This is a genomic window from Halodesulfovibrio sp. (assembly GCF_025210605.1).
In the GTDB taxonomy this organism is placed as follows: Bacteria; Desulfobacterota; Desulfovibrionia; order Desulfovibrionales; family Desulfovibrionaceae; genus Halodesulfovibrio.
Genome location: NZ_JAOARI010000026.1, coordinates 1 through 26819, shown reverse-complemented (window position 1 = coordinate 26819; position 26819 = coordinate 1). Strand labels below are relative to the sequence as shown.

24 protein-coding genes are annotated in these 26819 nt (G+C 43.9%); 7 read left to right on the top strand and 17 right to left on the bottom strand.

The window, feature by feature from the left end; genetic code table 11:
- Positions 1-879 precede the first annotated feature (879 nt).
- From N4A56_RS10030 to N4A56_RS10015, 4 genes are all read left to right on the top strand, one after another.
- Complete coding sequence (locus N4A56_RS10030) at positions 880-1887, top strand: amino acid ABC transporter substrate-binding protein (RefSeq protein WP_293668535.1); 1008 nt, start codon at positions 880-882, stop codon at positions 1885-1887.
- A gap of 171 nt (positions 1888-2058) precedes the next feature.
- Positions 2059-3441, top strand: a complete 1383-nt coding sequence (locus tag N4A56_RS10025; protein WP_293668533.1) for an ABC transporter permease subunit — start codon at positions 2059-2061, stop codon at positions 3439-3441.
- Position 3442: 1 nt separating this feature from the next.
- A complete protein-coding gene (locus N4A56_RS10020; RefSeq protein WP_293668531.1) occupies positions 3443-4525 on the top strand; it encodes an amino acid ABC transporter permease in 1083 nt (360 codons plus the stop codon).
- Positions 4526-4543: 18 nt separating this feature from the next.
- Positions 4544-5317, top strand: coding sequence for an amino acid ABC transporter ATP-binding protein (locus N4A56_RS10015; RefSeq protein WP_293668529.1), 774 nt, complete (start codon positions 4544-4546; stop codon positions 5315-5317).
- Between the two features lie 319 nt (positions 5318-5636).
- On the opposite strand, the gene N4A56_RS10010 is transcribed toward N4A56_RS10015, so the two are convergent.
- The 4 genes from N4A56_RS10010 to argF form a co-directional block, all read right to left on the bottom strand.
- On the bottom strand, positions 5637-5894 hold the full coding sequence (locus tag N4A56_RS10010) for an RNA-binding protein (RefSeq protein WP_293668528.1): 258 nt from the start codon (positions 5892-5894) through the stop codon (positions 5637-5639).
- Between the two features lie 201 nt (positions 5895-6095).
- The gene (gene argH / locus N4A56_RS10005) at positions 6096-7475 is read right to left on the bottom strand and encodes an argininosuccinate lyase (protein ID WP_295546981.1); all 1380 of its coding nucleotides are present in this window, start codon (positions 7473-7475) and stop codon (positions 6096-6098) included.
- A gap of 8 nt (positions 7476-7483) precedes the next feature.
- Positions 7484-8680, bottom strand: a complete 1197-nt coding sequence (locus tag N4A56_RS10000; protein WP_293668524.1) for an argininosuccinate synthase — start codon at positions 8678-8680, stop codon at positions 7484-7486.
- A 145-nt stretch (positions 8681-8825) separates the two neighbouring features.
- Positions 8826-9731 carry an ornithine carbamoyltransferase gene (argF, locus tag N4A56_RS09995; RefSeq protein ID WP_293668522.1) on the bottom strand — a complete coding sequence of 302 codons (906 nt, stop codon included), beginning with the start codon at positions 9729-9731 and terminating at the stop codon, positions 8826-8828.
- Positions 9732-10044: 313 nt separating this feature from the next.
- On the opposite strand from argF, the gene N4A56_RS09990 reads away from it, so the two are divergent.
- Both N4A56_RS09990 and N4A56_RS09985 read left to right on the top strand, forming a co-directional pair.
- Positions 10045-10791 (top strand): UPF0280 family protein, encoded by a 747-nt coding sequence (locus N4A56_RS09990; RefSeq protein WP_293668521.1) that lies wholly within the window; start codon positions 10045-10047, stop codon positions 10789-10791.
- A gap of 590 nt (positions 10792-11381) precedes the next feature.
- Entirely contained in the window at positions 11382-11678 is a 297-nt protein-coding gene (locus tag N4A56_RS09985) for a hypothetical protein (RefSeq protein ID WP_295546977.1), read from the top strand.
- 224 nt (positions 11679-11902) lie between these two features.
- On the opposite strand, the gene N4A56_RS09980 is transcribed toward N4A56_RS09985, so the two are convergent.
- From N4A56_RS09980 to N4A56_RS09950, 7 genes are all read right to left on the bottom strand, one after another.
- The gene (locus tag N4A56_RS09980) at positions 11903-13057 is read right to left on the bottom strand and encodes a multidrug effflux MFS transporter (RefSeq protein ID WP_295546974.1); all 1155 of its coding nucleotides are present in this window, start codon (positions 13055-13057) and stop codon (positions 11903-11905) included.
- A 491-nt stretch (positions 13058-13548) separates the two neighbouring features.
- Positions 13549-13914: a hypothetical protein gene (locus N4A56_RS09975; RefSeq protein WP_295546971.1), complete on the bottom strand. Its 366-nt coding sequence runs from the start codon at positions 13912-13914 to the stop codon at positions 13549-13551.
- Between the two features lie 5 nt (positions 13915-13919).
- Positions 13920-14774, bottom strand: coding sequence for a universal stress protein (locus N4A56_RS09970; RefSeq protein WP_295546968.1), 855 nt, complete (start codon positions 14772-14774; stop codon positions 13920-13922).
- A gap of 35 nt (positions 14775-14809) precedes the next feature.
- Entirely contained in the window at positions 14810-15877 is a 1068-nt protein-coding gene (locus N4A56_RS09965) for a sulfite exporter TauE/SafE family protein (RefSeq protein WP_293668511.1), read from the bottom strand.
- Between the two features lie 27 nt (positions 15878-15904).
- Entirely contained in the window at positions 15905-16216 is a 312-nt protein-coding gene (locus tag N4A56_RS09960) for a hypothetical protein (protein WP_293668510.1), read from the bottom strand.
- Positions 16217-16250: 34 nt separating this feature from the next.
- Complete coding sequence (locus N4A56_RS09955; RefSeq protein WP_293668508.1) at positions 16251-16418, bottom strand: hypothetical protein; 168 nt, start codon at positions 16416-16418, stop codon at positions 16251-16253.
- 53 nt (positions 16419-16471) lie between these two features.
- Entirely contained in the window at positions 16472-16960 is a 489-nt protein-coding gene (locus tag N4A56_RS09950; protein ID WP_295546966.1) for a hypothetical protein, read from the bottom strand.
- 275 nt (positions 16961-17235) lie between these two features.
- Here N4A56_RS09950 and N4A56_RS09945 point away from each other — a divergent pair, with 275 nt between their 5' ends.
- A complete protein-coding gene (locus N4A56_RS09945; RefSeq protein WP_295546965.1) occupies positions 17236-19314 on the top strand; it encodes a S16 family serine protease in 2079 nt (692 codons plus the stop codon).
- Positions 19315-19374: 60 nt separating this feature from the next.
- Here the strand turns inward: N4A56_RS09945 and N4A56_RS09940 are convergent, their stop codons facing one another.
- The 6 genes from N4A56_RS09940 to N4A56_RS09915 form a co-directional block, all read right to left on the bottom strand.
- Positions 19375-20742, bottom strand: coding sequence for a sigma-54 dependent transcriptional regulator (locus N4A56_RS09940; protein ID WP_295546962.1), 1368 nt, complete (start codon positions 20740-20742; stop codon positions 19375-19377).
- 75 nt (positions 20743-20817) lie between these two features.
- Entirely contained in the window at positions 20818-22251 is a 1434-nt protein-coding gene (locus tag N4A56_RS09935) for a HAMP domain-containing sensor histidine kinase (protein ID WP_295546960.1), read from the bottom strand.
- 254 nt (positions 22252-22505) lie between these two features.
- Positions 22506-23687, bottom strand: coding sequence for a SpoIIE family protein phosphatase (locus N4A56_RS09930; protein WP_295546959.1), 1182 nt, complete (start codon positions 23685-23687; stop codon positions 22506-22508).
- A gap of 68 nt (positions 23688-23755) precedes the next feature.
- Positions 23756-25123, bottom strand: a complete 1368-nt coding sequence (locus tag N4A56_RS09925; RefSeq protein ID WP_295546957.1) for a methyl-accepting chemotaxis protein — start codon at positions 25121-25123, stop codon at positions 23756-23758.
- Between the two features lie 19 nt (positions 25124-25142).
- Positions 25143-25526 carry a DUF1987 domain-containing protein gene (locus N4A56_RS09920; RefSeq protein ID WP_293668496.1) on the bottom strand — a complete coding sequence of 128 codons (384 nt, stop codon included), beginning with the start codon at positions 25524-25526 and terminating at the stop codon, positions 25143-25145.
- Between the two features lie 10 nt (positions 25527-25536).
- Positions 25537-26082, bottom strand: a complete 546-nt coding sequence (locus N4A56_RS09915; RefSeq protein WP_293668494.1) for a SiaB family protein kinase — start codon at positions 26080-26082, stop codon at positions 25537-25539.
- Positions 26083-26819 lie beyond the last annotated feature (737 nt).

Genomic DNA, 26819 nt, shown 5'->3' with positions numbered 1-26819 from the left:
CCACATACTTGCAACACTGAATACATAGTTTCGAATACATACATCTAGTATGACCCTTTCAGTAATCATTGTATCACTACATGCATGTAGAAATAAGGTGAGCGCCCGCACAATGGTGAACCAAAACTTTACTTTCAATAAGTGACCACCCGCAAACAAACAGTAACCAACTAAAATTATGTCTAAAAAATAAAGCAAACAATTACATACTTTTTTATATTCGTTTTCATAATCACCGATATTTTTGTGTGGCTGATACCAAATTTTGCTCTTTCCAGCCCTGCTGTTTCAGACAAAAGTAAACACCGCAAAGCACGATGACAGCAAATGGAACAAAAAAAACGCCTCAAGACTCAGTCCAGAACAAACTTTTCTTTTGAGAGACATCCATAAATTGGACTACAGAGAAACTTGTACTCAAAAAAATGACTTCAAAAAGAAATAATGCAACTTGTTTCAGTAACAATGTAAATAGCTACAACAACTAAAGGCAGTTGCGCGTACTACATTTCTCTTGTATCTTGTGTAACTGTTTTTGTAGATGTGCTTTCTCCTTCGTTGCTTGTTCTTTCATTTTAAGAACGTAAAAGCGTCGCTACTTGCATTGCCACTGCATTTAATTCCTAACCTATCTTACTTATATAAAAGAGAATCAAAACATTTGACTAATTGTCAAAATATTTTGATTACCTCTTTGCAACTACTTTTACAGTAGTCACCAGCCAATATTTATTACTGGTTAACGTTTAATGATGAAGCCTACCCTGCACTGCTGCACTGTTGGCTTTAACATACAGGTATAGGCATGCTACCGCTCTGCTGGGTGGATTCGTTCACACAAGCGGTATGCTCATTTTTTCTTTTTTGGGAGGTTTTACTATGCGTACAACACGCACTCTTGCTCTCGCTCTTGCTTTTGTTCTTATGGCTTCAAGCGCCTTTGCTTCTACATTAGAAGACGTAACAAAACGTGGCTACCTTAAGTGTGGTACTCACATTGAAAACCCGGGCTTCTCCTCATTGGATAACTCCGGTAAACGCATCGGCTTTGATGTTGACTTCTGCCGCGCTGTAGGTGCTGCAACCAACGTTGAAGTAAAGTACACACCGCTTACATCCAAAGAACGTCTTCCAGCCCTTCAGTCCGGCGAAATTGACCTTCTTTCCCGTACTACCACCCAGACTATGAGCCGCGATACCAACCTTGGTCTCGATTTTGCTGTTGTAACTTTGTACGACGGTCAGGGTCTCATGGTTCGTAAAGAACTCGGCATTACCAAAGCAAGCGAGCTTGACGGCGCAACTATCTGCCTTCAGACAGGTTCTACCACCGAGCTTAACGTTGCTGACTACTTCCGTAAGCACAATATGAAGTTTACTCCGGTTGTTTTTGATAAACAGCCAGACGTACGTAAAGCTTACGATACTGGTCGTTGTGATGTTCACACTACTGACATCTCCGGTCTTGCAGCTCAGCGTTCCCTCATGGAAAAACCTGAAGAACACCTCATTCTTCCAGAACTCATTTCTAAAGAACCTCTCGCTCCTGTAATCCGTCACGGTGACAACCAGTGGGGCGACATTGTTCGCTGGACAATCTGGCTCACTATGGCAGCAGAAGAAAAAGGCATCACTGCTGACAACGTAGAAAAAGTTGCAAAAGACACTAAAGACCCTGAAGTACAGCGTATGCTCGGCGTTACCGGCACTCTCTGGAAAGATCTTGGTCTTGATAAAGATGCACCAGTTCGCATCATCAAAACTGTTGGTAACTACGGCGACATTTTTGAACGCAACCTCGGTGTAAACACCCCGCTTCGTCTCGAGCGCGGTTACAACAACCAGTGGAACAACGGCGGTCTCATTTACGCACCTCCTTTCCGCTAGGCTACATTTTGTCATTACTCTGGAGCAGGCAGTGTAACCATGCTGCCTGCTCCGGTAGTTTTTTACCTGATACCGGATGCCACGCTTAAGCTCAGTATGCTTTGACGTGCTCCGCCAAAAACTGTTTCGCTCATGCAGTTTTTCCCCGACACACAAGCTAGTTAAAATATTATGTCACAACACGCACACGAACACGCACGCGTTCCTTTCTGGCGAAACCCGCAAATTCGAGCATGGATATACCAATTCATCATGCTTGGAGGTTTGTTGTGGGTTGCGTTCACCATGTACCAGAACACTCTGGCTAACTTGGAAAAACGCGGCATCGGTTCCGGCTTTGGTTTCTTGAAAAACGAAGCTGGATTCAACATCGGTGAGACCGCTCCGCTTCCTGTCTTACAGGGTGGATTTCTCTGGTTTCTTGCTGCTCTTATTTTCGGGTTATTTGCTTCCCGTGCAATTGCAGTCTGGCTCAAGAAAAAGGATACCACTATAACAGCTAGCGACAAAAGCGTGTTTGCTGTTATCGCATTAGTCGGCATTATCCCTGCTCTTGTTTTATACCTTGGAAGCGATTCCATCACCTTCACCCGTTATGCAGAATCATCAAGCTATGTAACCGCACTCATGACTGGTTTTGCAAATACTATTAAAGTAACAATCCTTGGCTGTGTTTTCTCAACTATTTTAGGACTTTTCATAGCACTTGGACGACTTTCCCCTAACTGGCTTATCAGTAAGCTCTGTAGCTGGTATGTTGAGTTGAACCGAAACCTTCCGGTATTGCTGCAACTCTTTTTCTGGTACTTTATTGTATTACAGCAGCTGCCATCAGTTCGACAGTCCATCGATATCGGTGGATGGTTCATCCTTAACAACCGCGGGCTCTTTTTACCCGCGCCGATCGCGCAATCCGGTGCATGGCCATTCTGCCTTGCTATCGGCGCTGCACTCATCGGAACATATTTCATCTACCGCCGCTCAATGCGTCTGCTGAATGAGCGTGGTACACCTGGTAAAATCCTTCTGCCATCACTTGCTTTGTTCATTGGTCTGCCAGCTCTTGCATGGCTTGTTGCAGGTACTCCTTTCACTTTGGAATATCCAGCACTTAAAGGCTTTAACTACCGTGGCGGCATTGACCTTACTCCAGAATTCACAGCGCTTGTTCTCGGTCTGACCGTATATGTTTCTGCGTTTAACGCTGAGATTATCCGTTCAGGTATCCAAGCTGTTTCAAATGGTCAGCGCGAAGCTGCCCGTGCTCTTGCTCTTAAAGAACGCCATGTAATGCGACTTGTTATTCTTCCACAGGCTATGCGTATTATTGTACCGCCAATGACCAGTGAATATCTCGCTATTGCTAAAAACAGCTCCTTGGCTGTTGCAATCGGCTATCCTGAATTTGTAAGTGTCGGCGGCACAATTCTTAACCAGTCCGGTCAGGCTGTAGAAATCGTAGGCATATGGATGGGTGTATACCTTACTGTATCGCTTGTAATTTCACTGGGCATGAACTGGTACAACGCTAAAATCAAACTCGTGGAGCGGTAAAATGGCAGACAAAATTCAAGATCGCCGCCCGCCAGTAACTAAAACCGGTGTTCTGGGCTGGATTCGTTCCAACCTGCTGTACCCGTGGTACAATGCACTACTCACAATAGTTGCAGGCTGGACAATTTACTCAGCCGTTAAGCCCTTTATTCAATGGGCAATTGTTAACGCAACCATAACTCTTGATCCTTCCGTTGCTAAAGAATATTCCGGTGCAGCATGGGGATTTGTCCGCGATATGTGGCCTGTCTTCATGGTAGGTATTTATCCGGAAGAGCATCGCTGGCGTCCAGCGGTTGCCTTGTTACTTATTCTTGCGCTCATCATGCTGACGCTTGTAGAAAGATTCCGCGGCACAAAGTGGCTCTACACACTATGGGGACTTTCTCCAGTAGCAGTATTCCTCATCATCCATGGTGGATTCTTCACCGGACTGGAAGTTGTAGATACACACTACTGGGGCGGGCTTATGCTCACCCTCATTCTTGCTTCAGTAGCTATGCTGTTTGCGTTCCCGATAAGTGTTTTGCTGGCACTCGGTCGTACTTCCAACATGCCAGTTATCAAATCTTTCTGTGTTGCTTACATCGAGCTGGTTCGCGGTGTTCCGCTTATTACCATTCTCTTTATGGCATCCGTAGTACTTCCGCTATTCCTGCCAACAAATGTTGAACTGGATAAAGTACTGCGTGCTATGGTAGGTATCACCATGTTCTTCTCTGCATACCTTGCAGAGAACATTCGTGGCGGATTACAAGGTCTTGGTAAAGGTCAGTATGAAGCAGCAGATGCCATTGGTATGAGCTACTGGCAAAAAACATTGCTTGTTGTTCTGCCGCAGGCATTACGCATTGTAATTCCACCGATGGTTAACAACTTCATCGGTATTCTTAAAGATACATCACTGGTTGGTATCGTAGGTCTGGTAGACCTGTTGCAGATTGCTTTTGCAACCACTTCCAACCCTAAATGGTTTGGTCGACTGGAAGAAGCTTACGTGTTTGTAGCGCTCTGGTATTGGATACTTTGCTACACACTTTCCCGCTACAGCCAGCACCTTGAAAAGAAATACGCGTCCAAGTAGACAGGTAAGGATATAATCATGAGTCAAATACATACAGCAACCCATCTTGCTGACAACCCGGTCATTATTGAAATGGACGGCGTAAATAAATGGTATGACCAGTTCCATGTACTTAAGGATATCAACTTGCAGGTTCGCCAGCAGGAAAAAGTGGTTATCTGTGGTCCTTCCGGCTCCGGTAAGTCCACTCTTATCCGCACATTGAACCGCCTCGAAGAACATCAGGAAGGCAATATTCTTGTTGATGGAACAACACTTACTAACGACACTAAAAACATTGAAGTTATCCGTCGTGAAGTAGGCATGGTATTCCAGCAGTTCAACTTGTTCCCTCACTTATCTATTCTGGATAACGTTACTATCGGTCCAGTTTGGGTACGTAAAATGCCTCGCAAACAGGCAGAAGAAATTGCATACACTTTCCTTGAACGCGTAGGCATTGCCGAACAGGCAAACAAATTCCCGGGTCAGCTTTCCGGTGGTCAGCAGCAGCGTGTAGCAATTGCGCGTGCTCTTGCTATGCAGCCAAAGATCATGCTGTTTGACGAACCTACATCAGCACTTGACCCAGAAATGATTAAAGAAGTTCTCGACGTTATGCGCGAACTTGCAGACCAAGGTATGACAATGATCTGTGTAACTCACGAAATGGGCTTTGCTCGCGAAGTTGCAGACACCATGGTATTTATGGATCGTGGTCAGATTGTAGAATATGCACCTGCAAAAGAATTCTTTACCAACCCGCGTGAAGAACGTTGTAAAGCATTCCTTGAACAGATTCTGAACCACTAATAGATCAGAACTGTACAGCGAAAAATCAAAAAAGAGGGAAGCCTAGCCGCTTCTCTCTTTTTTTTGCTGTCTCCGACGGGCAAGGGACTTGAAGCCCCTTGCATCCCCCATTAGGCGATATCATCCTTTTTTTAATACACATTTCGGCTTTGCGCGGGAGCTACGTTTATACTTTTACGTATGGATAGCTACTTAGCACAAGGAGCGACTACCTTAATAAGTTGTAATTTCACCTAATTTGAGCAGGCATCGCGCATAAAAAAAGCCTCTACGTTAAACGCAGAGGCTTTTACACACCGAAATTTATTAAACAAAAACTCTATCGGCGAGGCTCACGAGGCTTCGCTTCAGACAAACTTGCAGGACGTCCCATCAGGTTTTTACCGTTAAGAGTTTCAATTGCAGCGTCAGCTTCATCAGCATCCATGTCTACAAATGCAAACCCACGAGAACGACCTGTCTCTTGATCTTTCATAATGCGAACACGAATTACTGTACCGCATTCTCCAAAGAAGTTTCGTAAATCATCGTCTTCAGCGGACCATGCGAGATTGCCAACAAAAATACTTTTTACCATCTGGTTCTCCATAAAATTTCACGGTTGTCCCGTGGTTCTGCCGCAATATACCCAAACTGGAATTACCCGCAACGAAAATTTGCGCCTCTAAAATATCCCGCCGCAGCATGTCACTTAGCAACACTCACAAAAATTAGTCTGTGCAGCCATAAAAAAGGGGACAGCTACTGCTGTCCCCTCTTGAATTCAATAAAGCTTCGACTAGCTAAGCCAGCCGTTCAGCTCGGCAATCTGTGCCCGCACAGCATCAGGGCCTGTTCCGCCCTGAGTTTTGCGTCGTGCTACAGCATTTTTGTATGAAAGAACATCATACACATCACCTGTAATAAGATCAGAAACAGTGTTGAACTCTTCGATGCTAAGATCTTCGAGTCCTTTGTCTTTGTCTTCAGCAAGTGCCACCGCAGCACCTGTGATGTGATGAGCTTCGCGGAATGGAACCCCCTTGCCGACAAGGTAGTCAGCAAGTTCTGTTGCATTAAGGAAACCTTGTTTCAACACTTCTTCCATACGCTCTGTATTAAAGCGCAGTTCTGAAAGCATACCAGCCATGATGGCGAGTGACGCCGATACTGTTTTATCAGTATCAATAAACGGCTCTTTATCTTCCTGCATGTCACGGTTGTAGGTCATTGGAAGACCTTTGACCGTGGTCAACAGGTTCATAAGCGCCCCATATGTACGCCCTACTTTACCGCGCATAATTTCCGAAACGTCTGGATTTTTCTTCTGCGGCATAATGCTGGAACCAGTAGCATACGCATCTGGCAGATAGATGTATCCAAAGTTAGGGTTTGCCCAGTATACAAGCTCTTCATTAAGGCGTGAAAGATGCGTCATGATAAGAGAACCATCGAACATGGACTCCAGTACAAAATCTCTATCGGACACCGCATCCATAGAGTTTTTGAAGGTTCCATACATGCCGAGTTCTTCTGCAACAGAAGCAGGATCAAGCGGATATGTAGTCCCTGCCAATGCAGCAGCACCAAGCGGACAGACACGGGCACGCTTATCACAATCAACCAAACGCTCGCAATCACGTTGAAGCATCCATGCATACGCAAGCAGGTGATGGGCAAGTGATACCGGCTGGGCGGGTTGCATGTGAGTACACCCCGGAAGCAACGTATCGACATGTTCTTCTGCCTGCTTAACAAGCTCTGCAACAACGCCTTTGAGAAGGTCCTGCCATTCACGAATGGAGTCTGATACATAAAGGCGGAAATCAAGTGCTACCTGATCGTTTCTGGAACGACCTGTGTGCAAACGCTTGCCTGCATCACCAATAAGCTCGGAAAGACGGCTTTCAATGTTCATGTGAACATCTTCGTACTCAGTTTTCCACTGAAACTTACCATCTTCAATTTCTGCAAGAATTGTATCAAGACCAGATACAATAGAGTCAGCGTCATCCTGAGAAATAACCTGCTGACGAGCAAGCATACGCGCATGTGCTTTGGAACCTGCGATATCTTGCTTGTAGAGGTTTCTGTCATACGAAACAGACTCTGTGTATTCTTCTACGAGCGCAGCGGTCTTCTGACGAAACCGCCCGCCCCACATCTTTTTTTCTGCCATGATGAAACCTACTTTTTGTAGCCGAGCAGACGCAAGCCCTGAAGCTTGATAAAGCCTGCGGCGTCTGCCTGATCGTATACATCATCCTCTTCAAAAGTTGCGAGATCTTCGCGGTACAGAGAGTATGGAGACTTACGACCAACAGGAATAACGTTACCTTTGTACAATTTAATGCGCACAGTACCGGAAACGTTTTTCTGAGTTTCATCAATAAGCTTCTGCATTGCTTCACGCTCTGGTGCAAACCAGAAACCATTGTAAATGCATTCTGCATACTTAGGAATCATGGAATCACGCAGGTGCATTGTATCACGGTCAAGACAAATGCCTTCGAGATCGCGATGTGCAATGTGCATAATAGTTCCACCCGGTGTTTCGTACACGCCGCGAGACTTCATGCCAACAAAGCGGTTTTCCACCATGTCGAGACGACCTACGCCGTGCTTGCCGCCAACAGTGTTAAGCGCTTTTACCATTTCGGCAGGGCTTAATTTTTCACCGTTCAACGCAACAGGGTCACCGTTGATAAATTCAAGTTCAATGTATTCCGGTTCGTCTGGAGCCTGTTCAACAGGAACAGCCATGATATGAGAACCAGCACCAGGCTCAAGCCATGGATTTTCCAGTTCACCGCCTTCAAAAGAACAGTGAAGCATGTTTCTATCCATAGAATACAGCTTACGGGAAGCAGCAACAGGAAGCGGAATACCATGCTGTTCTGCGAAGTTGTTCAAATCTGTACGGGAACGGAAGTTCCATTCGCGCCAAGGAGCAATAACTTTGATAGACGGGTCAAGAGCCATTGAAGACAGCTCAAAGCGCACCTGATCGTTACCTTTGCCTGTAGCGCCATGTGCTACAGCCTGTGCGCCTTCCTCGTGTGCAATTTCGATAAGGCGTTTGGTAATAAGCGGACGAGCAATTGAAGTACCGAGCAGGTAGCGACCTTCGTAAATTGCATTCGCACGCATCATCGGGAAAATATAATCGCGTGCAAATTCTTCACGAAGATCTTCCACGTAAGCACGTGTAGCACCTGTTGCAAGTGCTTTTTCATCTACACCGTCAAGATCTTCTTCCTGACCTAAGTCAGCAGTAAGTGTAATAACTTCGCAGTTGTAAGTAAGAGCAATCCATTTAAGAATTACAGAAGTATCAAGCCCGCCAGAGTAAGCGAGCACAACTTTTTTGATATCATTAGCCATTTCGTACCTTCCATTCTTTTATTGAAAAACGGGACACATTACATGCCCCGCATCATATCTAGCTATATCTTTCGTGAACTACGCAACTACCATATGTGAATGCCCAGCATGATCTATCATACACTGCGACAATACACTGAAGTCACTATTCTGCTGTGAATATCCACTCAAGAATTGCTTTTTGCATATGCAAGCGGTTTTCTGCTTGATCCCATACAATTGAAGATGAACCTTCAAACACTTCTTCGCTCACTTCTTCCCCGCGATGCGCAGGCAGACAATGCATAAATTTTGCGTCTGGATGAGCCAGTGCCATCATTTTCTCATCAATCATGTATCCGGCAAATGCTTTTTCGCGTCGTTTTTGCTCTTCTTCCTGTCCCATAGATGCCCATACGTCTGTGTTTACGTAATGCGCACCATCCAAAGCTAATTCTGGATCGTGAGTACAGAAGATTTTAGCGCCAGCCTGAAGCGCGAAAGACAACAATTCTTTGTCCGGCTCGTAGCCTTCCGGAAACGCCATAAACAGCTCAAACGGAAAGTACATTGCAGCTTCAATCCATGAATTTGCCATGTTATTACCATCGCCAATCCATGCAACCCGTACTGCGTCAAAGTTAGGAGTACGCTCGTGAATAGTTAAGAGGTCACTCATAATCTGACATGGATGTCCCTGATCGGTCAGTGCGTTAACAACCGGAATATCACCGTAATACACCAGTTCATCAATATTCTTCTGACCAAAGGTTCGGACAATCATACAATCATTATATCGGGAGAGCACTCGAGCGGTATCTTTAAGCGGTTCACTACGACCCAACTGGCTTTCAGCCGGAGTCATAAATATTGTTTTACCACCCAGTTGGTAAACAGCGGTTTCAAAAGAGACGCGTGTACGTGTAGAAGCTTTTTCAAACAGCATAATCGCTGTTTTGCCAGCCAATAAATCACTGCGATAGTCAGTGTCTTTCATCTCTTTTGCACGGGCAATTAGGTCATACGCTGCCTGACAACCCAAATCTCTGATACGTGTAAAGTGCTTGGTCATCATGACCCCCTGTAATTATATGCTTTCCCAATAAAATCCTTACAAATGATTTCAACCGTCAGCAAGCCGTATGCCTGCTAAATAACCTGAAGCAGATGTTTTAGGCTGAATACACAAGCTTGTAAACCCACGCTGAACTACTTTCTCATGGAATATCCATATAGAACACCATTTTTAAAAAAGTGTTACACTCGTTTTCAAAGGCTTGACCTCATATTGATAAACTCCCCTGCTCATAAAAGAAATTTTAAATGCAAGCGGTTCCATTCGGTGAAGTATTGCAAAAGTGCGCAACCATCGGTATAGGTTCACAATGAGTACAAAAGCATACAGCAATCCATTACGACATTATCGGCAGCAGTATACTCGGCACGATGATGAACAGGCCTTTCAGGTTCTAGTCGAAGAGACAGATTTGCATGTAACTGCGCGTAAAAATTTGTCTCTGGAAATTGCCGCGTATGTAACAGAGTTACGCGGCACGCTAAAATCTTACATAACCTTTCATCCCGAGTTTGTAGAAAGCTACTCACCCGTTGCGGTACCGGAACACGCAGCACTCATCATTAAGCGCATGGCTGAAGCAGCCAGCATTGCTAATGTGGGACCTATGGCTGCGGTTGCTGGAACTATTTCGCAAATGGTGTGTGAAAAATTTGCATATCAAAGCCCTGAACTTATTGTTGAAAACGGTGGCGATGTGTACATGCTTTCATCTAAACCACGAATAGCAGGTCTGTTACCAGACCCTAACAGTGACGCCACTGTTGGTATTAAATTGGATGATACCGATTTCCCTGTAGGAATATGTGCGTCCTCTGCAACCATTGGTCACTCCATAAGCTTAGGATGCGGCGAACTGGTAGCAGTGCGTTCTAAAAACGGCAGTTTAGCTGATGCCTGTGCCACAGCGTTCTGCAACATGCTAAAGCTTCCTGGTGACGTTGAACGCGTTACTGAAGAGGCTGTACGCTTGCAGGAACATGGCATTGAAGGCGTATTTGCCCAGTGCGGTGACAAGGTCAGCGTATGGGGAAAAATGGAACTCGCCGTTGTGTAACCGCATACCGCGTCAATTGCATTGCTGAATCTCGCATATCAAACAACTTTCCGTGCACAATGGAGCATATGTAACACTACTACATAACTCTATTAAAGTTTTGATATGCGAGAAGCAGCAGTCGTTTTAACCTATTCACACCTGTACCTCGTTGCCAAATAAGCACCCATAACTTACCTATAACTATTCCATATTGCATACGCCAACAATGCATACCGCACACGTAATTTGTCACCTGTATAATTTGAGCACACAAATAAGTATACATCCCACTTCAACAATTACATTTCGCTATATTTCTTCCATTGCCGCATTGGGCTAACCAATTCACTGCAAAAAACGACTCTAGCCCAACATTCCTTCCTCACCTTTTTTCCCCATCAAAAAGAGTTAGCGGCACAACTAACGACGAGCCATTGCGGAACCTTGGTCAATAGCCCTGCTGAAACCTCTATAAAATTATTTTCATTATAGACAACTGCCAGATAGCTACTCTTTTGCATTGTATATTTAACAGTTAGTTACTTTACATTCTCACCCCATGTAAGTAGAAGATCCTCTAACATAACAACTTATCTAGAGGTTTCTCTATGCATTCCCTAACCGATTGTGAAAATACTATAAAAAGTGTCCTCGAAGACAGTCCATACAATCAAAATTATGTATGGAATAAGACAACCACTAGTAACTATAAGGAAAATGTACAGCTAGATCGTGCTGATGGTTTAGCATTAACCTTGTTCATCGCTGAAATCCTGCAAGACAATAATGCTCCGTGCGTCGAAGAAGTTATTGGGCTACTGGAAGAGTTTATCCAAGAATCTTCGGCAACAGAAAAAACAGCTTTACTGGACGAACTAAGCGCTGCCCTGAACGCCGCATGCTAGCATTGCATTAGCTGCTATCCGCTAATATTCAGATAACAGTCGTATTCGGAAGCCCCCTTCGCGCTATTCGTTATTTTTGTTTTATTTGACCATATCTCAACGAAAATACAGTTAGCTACCTAGATCAGCTTACACATAGGTTCTGCCAATTTTTTGTGCTGAACACATTTCTCTTTCCATAAAAAAACCCGTCTCATTTCTGGACGGGTTTTCTGTATTCAATGCTACGATTTCTTTTGATGTTCTTTACGCAAAATGGATAACGCCACTAGCGGGATTATACCTGCAACGACGCCCATTTTACTTATGACATCTGGCTTACATTCCCAATCAAAGGAAATAAACTGCATAGCAACTGCACCTAGAATAAAGTACGTGAACGTCAAAATAGACGACGCCGTACCCACATCCGAATCCACTGTTTCCAGAATCATATGGTTGCTCACGGGACGACTCACACCTATGGAAAAGGTCATACAGAACATTGTAATTGCAAAACCATAAGGGGTATCTCCAAAGAAGAATAGAGCAATACTCGCTATAACAATACCCACAAGAGATCCTCGCAAAATCTCGTGTGCAGTCATATCTACACAGAGTCGGGAGCACAGCAGTGACCCCATCATAAAACCAAGTGCGTTAAAACCGAAGAACAATGCATATTGCTGCTCAGTAAACCCATACGATAAAATATAGATATCAGCAGACCCCGCAAGAAAGGCAAAAAAGCCAATCCCCATAAACGAAAACGTAAAGCAGCTAAGCGAAAACTGAACATTAGATAGCACTGCTGTATAGCGCGATACTATCCGCCATATAGAGCCGTTTGTCTTATCAAAATCAGGCTCTGTAAAGCAGATAGTGCCATACATTGCAACAGACGCTAACACCGCCTGACAGACAAAAATCCAACTCCAGTCAGCATATTCCAATATAAGGCTGCCGAGTAGTGGAGCCAACATTGGGCAGAGGGGAATAATCACCCCGATATATGCCAACACCTTCTGTCGCTCTTTTCCTGTATACAAGTCTTTTGCCAGCGCCATCGAGAGTGCCGATGCAGAAGCCGCTCCCGCAGCTTGCACAATACGGGCAGCCACTAGTAGCCAGATATTTTGTGAAAAAGCACAGAGAATGCTGCCAATGATATATATTGTTATCCCACCGAGCAAAACAGGTCGTCTGCCCACACGGTCAGATAGTGGACCATAGATAAGTAATGAAAAACTGAAAAACACAAAAAACAGAACCAGCGACAAGTTAGCTGTAGCCAGCGGAATCCCCATCTGCTGCTGAATTATAGGCAATGCAGGAAGATACATATCCGTAGATAACGCAGGAAACGCTGCAAGCAACGTAATAAAAACAAAGTTAGACATATCTTTCCATATACCTGAGCTTACTGTAAGCAAAAAAGTCTATACACATGCGCCTGTTCCATATTTCATCTAATACAATGTTGATGAAGCAACATATATCGCTTCTTCTTGAACAGCGCGCTATTTTGTAACAATGCTGTGTGTTACAAACCATGCCTCACACAATACACAAAAAAGCCAACACCAATAGCAAGACCTGTTAGCATAATTATCCATGCCAGCCTTGAGTAAAACGGATCATTATCTTTCATAACTACTCGCAATTTATAAATAAAACTCGAATACAACTTCGAACAGTTATATATAGTCATTACCTTAATCAAGTTGCATACCTCATACTGCTCACAGCCCTGCATGTACACAATAAAGATGACCGCACATCAAAAAGCCCCCCTTCCCGGAAAATAAGAAGAGGGGCAATATGGCTGCATGAGAACGTTCACACAACCAGCACGGAACGTAACACAAGGAAATTTTTTCTGACGCGCGATCTAGAACACCAGACCCGCAATGTAGTCGATCACAAGCCAGCTGATGCCGAGTAACGCAAACAGTAACGCAATCTTACCGTATGCATTTTTTGCTGGAACAAGTTCCACACATTTTGCGGTATCTTTGACATCCTGAACTGAAAAATAACGCTGTTTTTCAGATTCTTTTTTCAGAACAACTACGCCGCCTTTTTTTATCTCTGATTTATCCAGCAATATATATTTTGCATTTAACATTTCTTTATTTTTCACATCGACAAACGAGTACGCAGCGTATTCTCTGTTGATTTCAGAATGCACTGTATCATCTGCACAAGCATCAGCGCTGCCTTCTTCAACATACTGTTCAACCGTATTAACACTCATTGCATCTACTCCTTTACAACCAGTACAGGACAAACACTACTGTACACGAGTTTATAGACAACACCGCCTATCAAAAGATGTGAAAGCTTGCTGCGCGAACCTGCTCCGACAACTATCAACCCTGCTTTTTTTCTTGCAGCTTCTTCCACCAATACCTCATGCGGAGGATTTCCATACCGCACAGCTACGTCAAACTTTCTGACATCAGCTTCGGACACTATTGCATTAATCGATGCCACTGCCATCTCTGTTTTTTCTAACACTTCACGTTCAACAACAGGCGAAAGGCTAAACGCCTCCATTTGCATTTCATATGCTATACCTGCTGTAAGCTCAGCACCGTACCGTTCCGATAAGGCGCTCGCCTGCTGCGCTGCTATGTCAGCTTCTGCACTTCCATCGTATGCAAGAAAAATGTTATCCAGCGAAAGTTCATTGCTCCCTGTAATTATGAGCAAATCACTATCCGTTTGACGAACCACGGTACTAGCTACGGAACCGACCACAACTGATTGTAACAGCTGTCTGGAGTGAGTGCCAAGTGCTACAATATCGCTGCCGAGTGCGCTAATCTGCTCAACAAGTGTTTCTGCCGGACGCCCTATGCAGAAATGCCCCCGAGCATGGATGCCGTGCTCTTCACACATCGTCACAGCATCACTTAAGGCGTTACGGATGGTTTCGTACATGTCGTACAAAACACTTGTATCTCCCTGTATCCGCAAATCTCCCTGGTACTCCGGACAGACAGTCACGATATCAACCGCGGAGTTTTCTGATCTGGCAAAGCGAGCAGCCTGCCGGACAATATCCATTGAAGTTTGTGCACCATCAAAAGCTACAAGCATTTTTTTATACATCCGCAACGCCCCTTATCATCGGGTTAGATTATATCTTACGCATTAGAACTGGCAGCCATCTCCATTTTACGTTCTTGTCTACGTCCCATAATCATGGCTTTCAGAATAATATATGCACCTACGCCTAATGCAAAACACATGAGACCAAAGCTAGCTTTGCTCATGCTGCTAATAAGTCCTGCATCCCAATCCAGCACAGAAAGCTGTTTGAGATATTTAGGCATAGCAAGACCACGGCTAAATGCAACGATAAGCATAATGGTCGCCATTACGTATTTAATAACGTAATCTTTAACGTATGTTGTACCAATAGCGCCAAGCTGAACACCGAAAAGAGAACCGGCAAGAATAATGAGAGTCAGGCGAATATCTACCATACCGTAGAACGCCCAGATAAGAGTACCGCCAAGTCCCATAACAAATGCAACAACAAGCTCTGTTGCTGATGCCATAAGGCTGGACATACCAATGATGTAGATCATACCCGGTACGCCTGCAAAACCACCCACAGCGATGGTAGCAGCAAGGAGACCAGCAGCAAGACCTACAGGAGCAGTGAACCAGAAAGAAATGCGAATGTTGCTGCCTTTAAAGTTCATCATTGGCCAGAGTTCTATGCTCTGCAACTTTTTCGCAAGGTTGGTTACTTTTTCTTCACCACCGTTGCGCTTGGTTGTAATGGCATCTTTCATAACAAAGCTGCCTACAGTAACCAGAACGAACACAAAGGCGAAAGAAACATACAGGTTAGAACCAGCTGCACCCCACATTTCCAGAATAAACTTTTGAACCTGAATACCGAGCTGCACGCCAATTTCCGCAGAAACACCAACAATCAGACCCATTTTAATATCAACCTGACCGTACTTGTAGCGTTTTAAAGCACCCACGAGAGCTTTAGGGAATTTATGGCACATGTTACTTGCAACAGCGACCGGACCCGGTACACCAAGACTCATCATGCCCGGAGTAAGTACAAACGCACCACCGGAGCCGATAAAACCACTTACCAAGCCACCTACAAAACCTACAAAGAAAAGGAACAGTACACCCGCTAAAGACAAATCTACAAAACGAGCGCCATCTAATAGTATATCATGCATGGAATATCTCCTGATTAATCGAGTCTGCTACGCTTTCATTGCAGCACGGCTACGGGTGTCTTTACGTTTGGTTGCCTCAGCTGCATCTGTTTTTCTTTCTGCAGAAGCAGATGCCTCAATACCAAGAGCTGTCCACACATTGCTTGCAAAATTACCATGCACATACGAGAATAAAAATACTGTAGAAACAGGTAACAAACAGTACGCTCCACCTTTTGCATACAAGGCTACCATTGGGTCTGCAAAGTGAAACACTGCTGCGTATAAACATATGCTTACAGCGCCGAACAACAATGCATTAATTTTTGCTTTTTTCTTTCTATCATGCGCGGTATTCATTCTTTCTCCTTCGGTACAACCTTCTTATACTATGTTACGCACGCAACTGCGGACGTTTATTCGCGGTTTTTGACTTTTGTCTATTAGACACTTTAGTATTTCGCTTATGCTCAGTGACAATGCTTTCTGCCATTTCACTATCACCACTTTCCGCATAAACAACCGCTACAAAAAGCCTTTCCAACGTTTTAAACAGATTCACAACGCCCTCCTTTTTCAAGCGTAGGTCTCTGTGCTACCCAGCATTTCCCCACGCTAGGCATTCGTCATAAAAAAATAGGGCACATCTATGTGCAATTGAGCCGGTTTACATGCATCACTCCGTAAAAGAACAAACTCTACTTCTCGTGTTTCATTACAAACCTTACGTACTGCCTCATTAAAGCTCTCAAACACAACAATCTGCCGGGCATGTATTTTGTCTGTAGAACTTGATAATTTCTCGACCTCCTCTGTGAAAATTCGTTTAAAGGAACGGTTCGATGATTCGAAAAATTTCTTCCCGAGCGTTTCGGCTTTCGCTCTGCCCTGCACACAGGCAAACAACAATTCGCACCCCAGCCGCGCCGCAACAGGTATAGCCGCCTGAATAACCTGCCGTTCCGCTGGCTCTCCATCATAAGCAACTATTATTTTTTTATTTTTTTCATCAATTTTCATTATTTCTAAAGCCGTATCCTGTTCGCCAGCTTCAGCAAAAGCAGCAGCAACAGAAACAGACTCCAACATATCCATTATCTTCATGAATCATCCCATCGTTCAGGTATTTTGTTTTCAGATAGCAGTATCCATGCCATTCTTTAATATACTATATTTACTGACTTTTATCTCAAGCGACTATTTTCACCCATGAAAAAACGTTACGATTTGCAGCAATTACAAATATGCCGATGCAATTTGCAGCATTCGCTTACGAACATGACATTAGATCGCACAAAAGGTGCTGCATATTGCAGCACCAGAATACATGGATTTACCTATATCAAGCTGATATACATAGAGAAACAAAAGGCGGAAACATGGGACTTTTTAGTAGACAGGAAACAATTGAAGCGGCACCGGAAACCACTCTGAGCACTCAGGAAGAATTAAGAAACTCCGTCGAGAAATCAAAACTGCCCGAAAACGTACGGCGCATTGCATTAGATGAAATAAGCAAGCTCGACAGAACAGACCCTTCTGTAGCCGAATTCAGCCTCGGCGTGACGTATATTGAGATGTTACTTTCGCTGCCATGGAACATTTCATCTCAAGACAATCTGGAGCTTGAAAACGCTGTTGCCGTGCTCAATCAGGAACATTTCGGGCTGGACGGAGTTAAGCAGCGCATTCTGGAATACCTTGCTTCCAATATTACCTGTCACATACGTAAAAGTACCGTACTGGTTGTCGATGATGAACAGATCTCCCGTGACAACATGGCGTATTCTCTCAGCAAGCTGTCTTGCGAAATTCTTGTAGCAGCAAACGGGCTGGAAGCCGTGCACATCTTGGAAGAAAGGAATGTGGACTGCATTGTAACCGACCTGAAAATGCAAAAGATGGACGGACTTGAGCTGCTCAACTATGTGCAGGAAGAATGGCCGGACACAAAGCTTATTATCGTTACAGGCTATGCCACTGTTGATAACGCGATAGGTGCACTCAAAAAAGGTGCGCTGCATTACCTTCCAAAGCCTATCAATCTTGAGATTCTCCGAAACACTGTGCAAGAAATTTTAGACCAACAAAAACAGGCATGCTCTGTTTCCGGTCCAATTTTATGCTTCACAGGCCCTCCAGGCACTGGCAAAACTTCCATCGGAAAATCCGTTGCAAACGCTCTTTCAAGAAAATTTATTCGACTTTCTCTGGCAGGCATGCGTGATGAAGCAGAACTTCGGGGACACAGGCGCACGTACGTAGGCGCAATGGCAGGTCGTATAATAAGCGAGCTGAATAAGTGCGGCGTTAATAACCCTGTATTTATGCTGGATGAAATTGATAAGATTGGTCAGGACTTCAGGGGAGATCCGGCATCTGTTTTGCTGGAAATTCTAGACCCAGAGCAAAACAGGCACTTCTTGGATTACTATCTGGATACTCCGTTCGATCTTTCCCGCGTTATGTTTATTACAACAGCCAACGTCGTGGAAAATCTTCCAGCACCATTACGGGACAGAATGGAAATAATTCCGTTCTCCTGCTACACACTCAATGAAAAAAAACAAATTGGACTGGACTACCTAGCCCCCCGTCAGCTGCGAACGCTAGGCTATTCACAGAACGAAATTTCATTTACGCCAGAAGCAATGGCTGCCCTTATTTCCGGCTATACCAGAGATGCCGGACTCCGTAGTGTAAACAGGGAAATCGGTAATATATGCCGAAAAATAAATTTACAGATATTGCAGCACACCAAAGAACCACCGATTTCGATATCAACCGAAGACATCCACAGTCTGCTGGGGTACGAACGGTTCTCATTTGAAGCAGCCACAGCACAGCCGCTTATCGGTGTAACAACAGGCTTAGTATGGAGCGAATACGGCGGGCAGCTTATCTATATTGAAACTGCAAGCATGAAGGGAACGGGGCAACTCTTGATGACAGGCTCCCTAGGAGACATCCTCAAAGAGTCAGCGCAAACTGCGCTCAGCTTTCTCCGAAGTAATGCCAAACAGTTCGCAATCGATGAAAACATCTTCGAACAAACAGATATTCATGTTCATATTCCTGCGGGAAATATATCAAAAGATGGTGCTTCAGCGGGGATAACCATTGCAATGGCATTGTTATCGCTGCTCACGAAGCGAGCAGCGCGACGGGATGTTGCATTAACAGGTGAGTTTACTCTGAGTGGACGCATATTACCTGTGGGTGGATTGCGTGAAAAAATACTCGCCGCGCAGCAAGCAGGGGTACGAAAAATACTTCTGCCAGAAAGTAACCGCCGCGAGGTTGAAATAATGAATGAAGACGTGCGAAATGCCGCAGAATTACACTTCATATCGTCAATCACCGAAGTCGTAGATCATGTGCTTTTGCCGCCCGCACAATCAAATCTGCAAGAAGAACAAGGTACAGAGCCAACGGAAGAACACATCCTCCGCGCGTAACCCCAGCCCTAGATAATCACAAAACAAGCACGGGCACATTAATCGTAGTATGTGTCCGTGCTACTCTGCCAAACCCAGCCGCTTCATTTTTCGCCATAGCGAACCACGGTTCAAACCAAGTAACTCTGCTGCCCTACTTTTATTGCCGTTAGTTTGCTCCAATACCCACCGTAAATAGCGACGCTCATTATCATCGAGGGATACAACCTTGTCGAACTCGCATCCAGAGTTAACAGCTGTTGCATGCAACAAATGCTCACTCCAAATATCTGGAGGAAGCTGTGCCATACGGATAACGCTTTCGTTGCAGAGCACCACTGCGCGCTCCATTAAATTTTCCAGCTCCCTGACATTTCCAGGGAATGGATATTCTTGAAGCAATTCCAGCACATCATCATCTATATCTGTAATAATTTTATTGAATGCCGTAGCGAACTTATTCACAAAAAAGCTAGCCAGCAGTGGAATGTCATCTTTTCGATCCCGAAGCGGTGGCACCTCTAATGTAATAACATTCAGTCTGTAATATAAATCTCTGCGGAACGTTCCGTTTTCAACCATGCTGACTAAGTCCCTATTAGTAGCCGCAATAATGCGCACATCAACAGGAACCTCAACAGTGCCGCCTACTCGCAATAATTTTCTGGTTTCAAGAACGCGCAGCAAGTTAGCTTGCATGCTCAAGGGCATATCGCCGACTTCATCTAAAAAGAATGTGCCATTATCCGCAGCTTCCAATAAACCTTTTTTAGCGCTGCCAGCCCCTGTAAAGGCTGCCTTTTCGTGTCCAAAAAGTTCGTTGGCTAATAACTCTTCATTAAATGAGGCACAGTTCACAGCAAAAAACAGATTCGAGCGCCTAGGACTTCCCATATGCAGAGCTTTTGCCACAAGCTCTTTCCCAGTACCTGTTTCACCTTGAACAAGAACCGTGCAGCCTACCGCCGCAACTTGATCTATCTGCCGTTTTAACGCTTTTACAGGCGCACTGTGACCAATAATTCTATCCGAACTGGACGTTTCCAGCTTGTGTTTAAGCATGGAAACTTCTTCTTTCAGCCGTTTTTTTTCCAAAGCTTTTTGCGTAAGAACAATCACTTCATCAAGCCGCACAGGTTTTGCTAAGTACTGAAACGCACCCTTTGCCATAGCCTGTACAGCATTATCTACCGTAGCGTACCCAGTTAAAACAATCACCTCGGTATCTGGAGCATTCGCCTTGATGACTTGAAGCAATTCCAGCCCGCTGATATCCGGCATACGCATATCTGTAAGCACAACATCGTACCCACTTTTTTCGACAGCTTTTTGTGCCTGCGCGCCATTTTCTACAGCAGTAACATCTGCGCCTTGCCGTGTAAGGACATGCACCAGATTCTCCCGCGCAATCAACTCGTCTTCAGCAATTAATATCTTAGCGTTTTTCATAGCGATTTACTTTTGCATTTAGTCCGATTGTTACCACATAAAGTAGCATGCACGCGAACTGCCCTGCGGTATATTTCAGGCAGCACTCTCATCACTCTGCATCCGTGGAAGATCAATAAAGAACTGTGACCCTACACCAAGTGTACTTTCAACTCGAATTTCTCCATCAAATTCTTCAATTATTCCATACGCAACTGATAAACCAAGCCCAGTACCCTCGCCCACTTCTTTACTTGTAAAAAATGGATCAAAAACTTTAGGCAAATCTTCTTCGCTTATCCCCTTGCCTGTGTCTGCCACCACAAGCGTTACAGGCGCATCAGGGTTTTCATCCAGAACCGATAGTACGATCTGCCCTGCCGGATTCTCTTTCATTGCTTGAATCGCATTGATAATAAGGTTGATGAGAACCTCACCCATTCGTTGAGGATCGATGCGCACAAAAATGTTCTCAGGCACATCCACATCCACACTGACTCCTGAAGGGATTTGGGAGGAAACAAGCTGTACGGCATTCTCGACAACATTTTTCAACGCGACTGTGCGCAATGACAAATCGGTACAACGTGCAAATTCAAGCAAACCACGAACAATATCCCGCGCGCGCGCAGTCTCTGTCTCAATGTTATCAAGTAATTTTTGCGGGAAGGGTTCTATCGAGTCTTTCAATTCTGTTTGTAAAATTTGTGCTGAGGTTGAAATGTTATTCAACGGGTTATTCACCTGATGTGCAATTCCAGCGCTCAACGTACCAATAGAAGACATTTTTTGCGCCTGAACCAGCTGAGCCTGCCTATGCCCTAATTCTGTTACCATTCTATTAAAGGCATGCTGCACCTGTGCGATGTCGTCCTGCATATCACTCACTTCAACAGTAGTGAAATTCCCCTGTGCAATCTTTGTTGTTGTCTCTTCTATAACTTTTAACGGGCTGATAATACGCCGTGAAATAAAATAAAGAGTGCACAAAAATAAAAATGTCACTGTCAGAATTGAAAAAAGCAACTGCTTTCGCAATTGCCTATTAATTTTAAGAATATTTTCACGTTCAAGAGTTGCAATACTCTGAGCTTTTGCAACTAATTTCTGACCGATTTCACGTAACTTTATTATTTCACCGTTTAAGTTATGCCCCTGTTTATTAGCTGCATCATACATAGAGACAATGCTGTCACGATATAAAATGATGGTCTTGTTTAAAGCTACAATGCTGTCAGTCATAAGTGGATCAAAATTCAACTCAGAGTGCCGCCCCAACAGATGCAACGTGTGTTCAATCTCACTTAATGTCAGCTCATAGCTCGACTCTTCCCCATACAGCAGATAGTTTTTTTCCTGCCGACGGAAATTAAGAATGGAACTTTCCACATCATCAATGAATTCAACTGAATACGTTTTGTCTTCCACAAGAAGCAATTGTTCATATGAAAACCATGTCTGTCCCCCAAGACACACAGACAGGATAAGAAAACCTGCAATAATCCGTTGTCGAACATTCATTTTCAGCATGCATCCTCCCGCACAGTACGCACAACACGTTGAATTTATTATACCTGAACACAAAAACACTATTGTGCATTTTGGCACAAAGTCAAGAACCCAGAAAATAATAGTGTTGCACTACGCGAGGCTAAACAAAGCAAACTGACATTACTCTCTATTCATTAAAAAAACCCGAAAACGAACAAAATTCGTTTTCGGGCACAACATACAATATACCGTAACGTATTCTAACTACGTGTAAAAAAACAATTCAGTATTATTTACAATTCTCCACCAAACACAAGAACATCATCTCGACGTTTTTCTTCACCCTGATAGGCTACAAAATCTTCAATCAATTCATTCTGCTGCTCAATCATTTGGTTGTGATTTTTGCTGATGACAGCCTTAAAGCGTTTGCGACCATACGGTAATCTGCGCTCACCGCCAACTTGATCTGTCAAACCATCTGTCAGCATATAAAACCGCATTCCCCTTTCCACAGGGATACTCTGATTTGTGAACTCAAACTCAAGAGGGGTTTTATTCATTCCCACACCTTTTTTATCCCCTTTATACTCGGAAAGAGAGCCTTCGGGAGTGCGTAAGATTAAATAATTTCGAGCACCAGCAAACACCATTTCTGTTTTCTCATTATCAATATACACAAAGGTGCAATCCATACCATCATCAGGACTGGCAGAGCTACCATTGCTGGAGAATGCTTTTTTAATAAGCTTATTCACAGCAGTTAAAACCCCAGCAGGATTTTTTTCGAATTTTGTCGCATCCAATCTATCAAGAAATGACTGAACAATAAGCGTCATAAAGGCTCCGGGAACCCCATGCCCCGTGCAATCAATAATGCCTAAAAAGAATCCATTCTCAGTTTGTTTAAACCAATAGGAGTCACCCCCTACACCATCACGCTGCCTCCATAAAAGAAATGAATCTTTGAACACAGCAGCAACATCACTTTGTGCCGGTAAAAATGCTTTCTGAATCAACTCTGCATAATCAATAGAACTTTGAATCTGCTTTTGCGCATCTTCCAATTGTTCCATAGCCGTACGAATTTCTTTCTGACGACAATCAATAACGTGCCCCATCCAAAACATATTATGGCGCAGCTTCTGCAATTCATCTTGCTTTGCCGGTTCTGGTGGTATCTCACTAAAAGGATTCAGATTGCCTTTCTGAATTTCAAGGCATAATCCATTGAGTTGTTGTATGGGAAACAAAACCAAAAGATACGTTAGTAACTTGGATAATGGGAACAACAAAATCAGTCCAACAATTGCCCATAATCCCAATTTATCGAGAAGCTCAGTACGGTTGAGCGTTTCTCCTGTTACAAGGATTGTTAACGGCGCACCTACCATAGTTAATGCAAGAAAAAAGCACATTTTAATTCTGACATTAAACCATCCGGCACCATCCATAAGTCTTCTTGCGACCGACATCAAAAACTCCTTAGCTGTTCAACACAATCTCACCCACACTCTTCACCACATAAGACGTATGGCATTATCTACGTAACGCGGGTTGAATCAATTTCTCCCTGATGCCGAAAGTCTTCAATAATGTTACACAGCGTCTGCGTATGTCCGGTCATAGAACCTACTGTATCCGAAGCCTGTGCAGAAATATCCGCAGTATGCTGCGAAACATCACTAATGCCATGCACAAGAACACCCATTTGCCCAGAAGCGGCTACTTGCTCCTCTACCGCCTCAGCAATAGTCATGTTTCTTTCCGAAGCACCTTTTGCAAGCCGCACAATTTCTTTCAATGAAGTTTGAGAATCACACGCAAGCTCATGAACGTTATCAAGTAGACCGCTAGTATGTTCAACGCACACAACATTTTCTTTAATAACATCACCGATGGAAAACATAATCTTTCGAACATCTGCCGTCGCAGTCACTGTACGCTCTGCAAGCTTCCGTACTTCATCAGCCACTACTGCAAATCCTCTGCCCGCATCTCCTGCCCGTGCTGCTTCAATAGCAGCATTGAGTGCCAGCAAGTTTGTTTGATCCGCCACATCTTCGATCAATTCAATGACATTCGAAATCTCACCAGCCTGAACGCTAAGTGCCTTCATATTTTCCTGAAGTTCTGCGTGTGAGCTTTTCATATGCTCTACTGCCTCTAGATTTTTATTCACAACACCAGCGCTTTGCTCCGCAACTGTCATGGCTCCTTTGGCATTTTCCGCAGTCCGGCTTGTTGTCGCTGAAATATCTCTCGCTACAGCAGTAATCTGCTCCATTGAGTGTGAAGCTACATCAAGGTCATCTTTTTGCTCCATAGCACCTTTGGTTACATCGTTCATGAGACCAAAAAGTTGTTGTGAATTATCAGTCAGTCCAGATGCCACTCCCTGCAACTGATCTGCTGCCATAGCAAAAGCTTCAGCACGGGATGCACTTGCTTTCTCAGCCGCTTTCTCTGCTTTGCGTAATGCACGCACAGTCTTACGCGACTCTTTAAAAGCTTCTTTTTTTATACTTTCAGTTTCGTCAATCTGTTCACGAATATAGTAAAAAACACGCTCCAACACACATGAAAACCTGCTAAAGAACACGTTTCCTGCAATAGTTTTAGTAAACATAAAACCATTCTGTGCCGCTTCTTCACATGTAGTAAAAAGTAGAACCAGTGGGTTACAAATAGTTATATTAACCCAAGCCCCCACCGCTAATGATAGTATCAAAAGAACAGCCACAACCATTGCTGCGAGCTTATATGGAGCAATATCCAACCCGCCTGCTCCAACGAGAAAACCGACACTGCCCCCTGCTGCCGCTGCAAGAATGCAAAAGCTGACGCAGCCAAAAACAATTTTTTTACCCAAATCAGAAGCAGTGCCACGCCAATATAAATATCTATTCACGACACAACGCCTCTTTGTATTAGCTATAACTTACTAAATTAAAGGAAACTGAAGAAACCTCTTCCATAAAATCTTCCCCGCACTCTAATGCAACTTCATTTTCTTCATGATAGCGCCAATCAACAATAATATTGGTACCGGAACTTGCAGCACCATCAAGCAATTCAAACAGCTCCATCAACGCTTTCGAACTTGAGCTGTTGAAGTACAGAATATCCATAGAGAATGTAACCTTACTGCCGTTTACACCTGCTAGGTACTCTTTAATCCAGCCAAATACGGGACCATAAAATTTTGAACAATTTTCAGGATATGATTCACCTGAAATTTCATGGGAATGCGTTACGGGATTTAAACTAATTTTCGGGGTAGATTTAGTTGCTGCAACTAGATATTTTTCCACTTTTTACCTCCTATGCCTTTACTTTCATCGCAAAAAACGAGCTTGTTTCATCAAGTGGCTCAATAGAAAAACTTAAAGGCGCTCGAGCCTTACGAGCCATTTCAATAAACCCTAACCCTGCGCCCTTTGAATCAGAATCCGGTCCCTTACGGCGCATTTCTTTATAATATTTTTTCAATTCTTCCGGTTCCATATGCTGAACATGCTCAATCTTTTTCTGAAGTTTCTGAGTATCTTTTGAATTAATTTTGTTCCCGCAGGAAACAAAATACCCACCCTCTTCATCAAGACCTACTATGATCTGTCCCCACGCGGTTTCAGCACCATTTTCATCCTCTGCAAGCCTATCTGTTGAATACCGGATAATATTCTGCATCTGCTCAACAAGAATCGTAAACACACGCTGCATCATACTTACGCCTGCCGCTTCGTGACGAAGCTTCGAGCGAACAGCCTCGCCCACGCCTTCAACTACATCCTGAGAGACAGGACCATTGAAATATAAGATAACGCCATTATCCTGCAAAAATTGTTGCTTCTGACTAAAAAAATCCACCGCACCCTCCTAACAAACACGGTTATCAACGGCATGTGCGACTGCTTGCGCGCAACGCCGTCTCAATTCAACTCTGATTGCAAACCGGAACATTTTATCAACCACTGCCTGATTCAGCATCCGAACATGGTGTCTCATACTTTCACACACGGGATAACTAACCAAAACAATGTGATGTTTTGACGTCTAATTATTGAAATCGATTATCAATGTCAACGCATTGCTCTTATTTTTTCACGAAAAGCAAATTCACATACACTATATAGATAGTGTGCTATTTCAAACAACTATCACCACTTTGCTTCCACATAACGAATACGTAAAAGCACGAGTTACAGCATTGCTATACCGCCCCATGATGCAGTGTTTCGCAACCGCAAAGCAAAATATGCGCATTGTCCGAACCGCAAAAAAAAAAGAAGGAAGTTGTCATCAACTTCCTTCCTCATACGTCCGCACACTAAGCAATATTGCATCGTTTATTGAAAAGCGCAGGCAAAAGCACTTTCATGTGGGTTTTGCTATATCCTGCAATCAATTGAAGCCTGCAAAAATAGTTTTGTGTTGTAATTTTTTTCCACACCTAAAGCGGAATATCGCAGATTGTCACGTCAAACTTAACAGTTGATATATTCCGAGTTCAGTTAAAAACTCGATGGTTGTCCTGAAACCTAGTTTCTTTTTGGGGCGGTTGTTTATTAAAGCAACCGCCTCTTTCACTTGGCTCAAAGTAATAT

Excerpts from the sequence above, each read along its gene's own strand:
- N4A56_RS10030 (WP_293668535.1), top strand. The coding sequence starts at position 880 with ATGCGTACAACACGCACTCTTGCTCTCGCTCTTGCTTTTGTTCTTATG.
- N4A56_RS10025 (WP_293668533.1), top strand. The coding sequence starts at position 2,059 with ATGTCACAACACGCACACGAACACGCACGCGTTCCTTTCTGGCGAAAC.
- N4A56_RS10020 (WP_293668531.1), top strand. The coding sequence starts at position 3,443 with ATGGCAGACAAAATTCAAGATCGCCGCCCGCCAGTAACTAAAACCGGT.
- N4A56_RS10015 (WP_293668529.1), top strand. The coding sequence starts at position 4,544 with ATGAGTCAAATACATACAGCAACCCATCTTGCTGACAACCCGGTCATT.
- N4A56_RS10010 (WP_293668528.1), bottom strand. The coding sequence starts at position 5,894 with ATGGTAAAAAGTATTTTTGTTGGCAATCTCGCATGGTCCGCTGAAGAC.
- argH (WP_295546981.1), bottom strand. The coding sequence starts at position 7,475 with ATGGCAGAAAAAAAGATGTGGGGCGGGCGGTTTCGTCAGAAGACCGCT.
- N4A56_RS10000 (WP_293668524.1), bottom strand. The coding sequence starts at position 8,680 with ATGGCTAATGATATCAAAAAAGTTGTGCTCGCTTACTCTGGCGGGCTT.
- argF (WP_293668522.1), bottom strand. The coding sequence starts at position 9,731 with ATGACCAAGCACTTTACACGTATCAGAGATTTGGGTTGTCAGGCAGCG.
- N4A56_RS09990 (WP_293668521.1), top strand. The coding sequence starts at position 10,045 with ATGAGTACAAAAGCATACAGCAATCCATTACGACATTATCGGCAGCAG.
- N4A56_RS09985 (WP_295546977.1), top strand. The coding sequence starts at position 11,382 with ATGCATTCCCTAACCGATTGTGAAAATACTATAAAAAGTGTCCTCGAA.
- N4A56_RS09980 (WP_295546974.1), bottom strand. The coding sequence starts at position 13,057 with ATGTCTAACTTTGTTTTTATTACGTTGCTTGCAGCGTTTCCTGCGTTA.
- N4A56_RS09975 (WP_295546971.1), bottom strand. The coding sequence starts at position 13,914 with ATGAGTGTTAATACGGTTGAACAGTATGTTGAAGAAGGCAGCGCTGAT.
- N4A56_RS09970 (WP_295546968.1), bottom strand. The coding sequence starts at position 14,774 with ATGTATAAAAAAATGCTTGTAGCTTTTGATGGTGCACAAACTTCAATG.
- N4A56_RS09965 (WP_293668511.1), bottom strand. The coding sequence starts at position 15,877 with ATGCATGATATACTATTAGATGGCGCTCGTTTTGTAGATTTGTCTTTA.
- N4A56_RS09960 (WP_293668510.1), bottom strand. The coding sequence starts at position 16,216 with ATGAATACCGCGCATGATAGAAAGAAAAAAGCAAAAATTAATGCATTG.
- N4A56_RS09950 (WP_295546966.1), bottom strand. The coding sequence starts at position 16,960 with ATGAAGATAATGGATATGTTGGAGTCTGTTTCTGTTGCTGCTGCTTTT.
- N4A56_RS09945 (WP_295546965.1), top strand. The coding sequence starts at position 17,236 with ATGGGACTTTTTAGTAGACAGGAAACAATTGAAGCGGCACCGGAAACC.
- N4A56_RS09940 (WP_295546962.1), bottom strand. The coding sequence starts at position 20,742 with ATGAAAAACGCTAAGATATTAATTGCTGAAGACGAGTTGATTGCGCGG.
- N4A56_RS09935 (WP_295546960.1), bottom strand. The coding sequence starts at position 22,251 with ATGCTGAAAATGAATGTTCGACAACGGATTATTGCAGGTTTTCTTATC.
- N4A56_RS09930 (WP_295546959.1), bottom strand. The coding sequence starts at position 23,687 with ATGTCGGTCGCAAGAAGACTTATGGATGGTGCCGGATGGTTTAATGTC.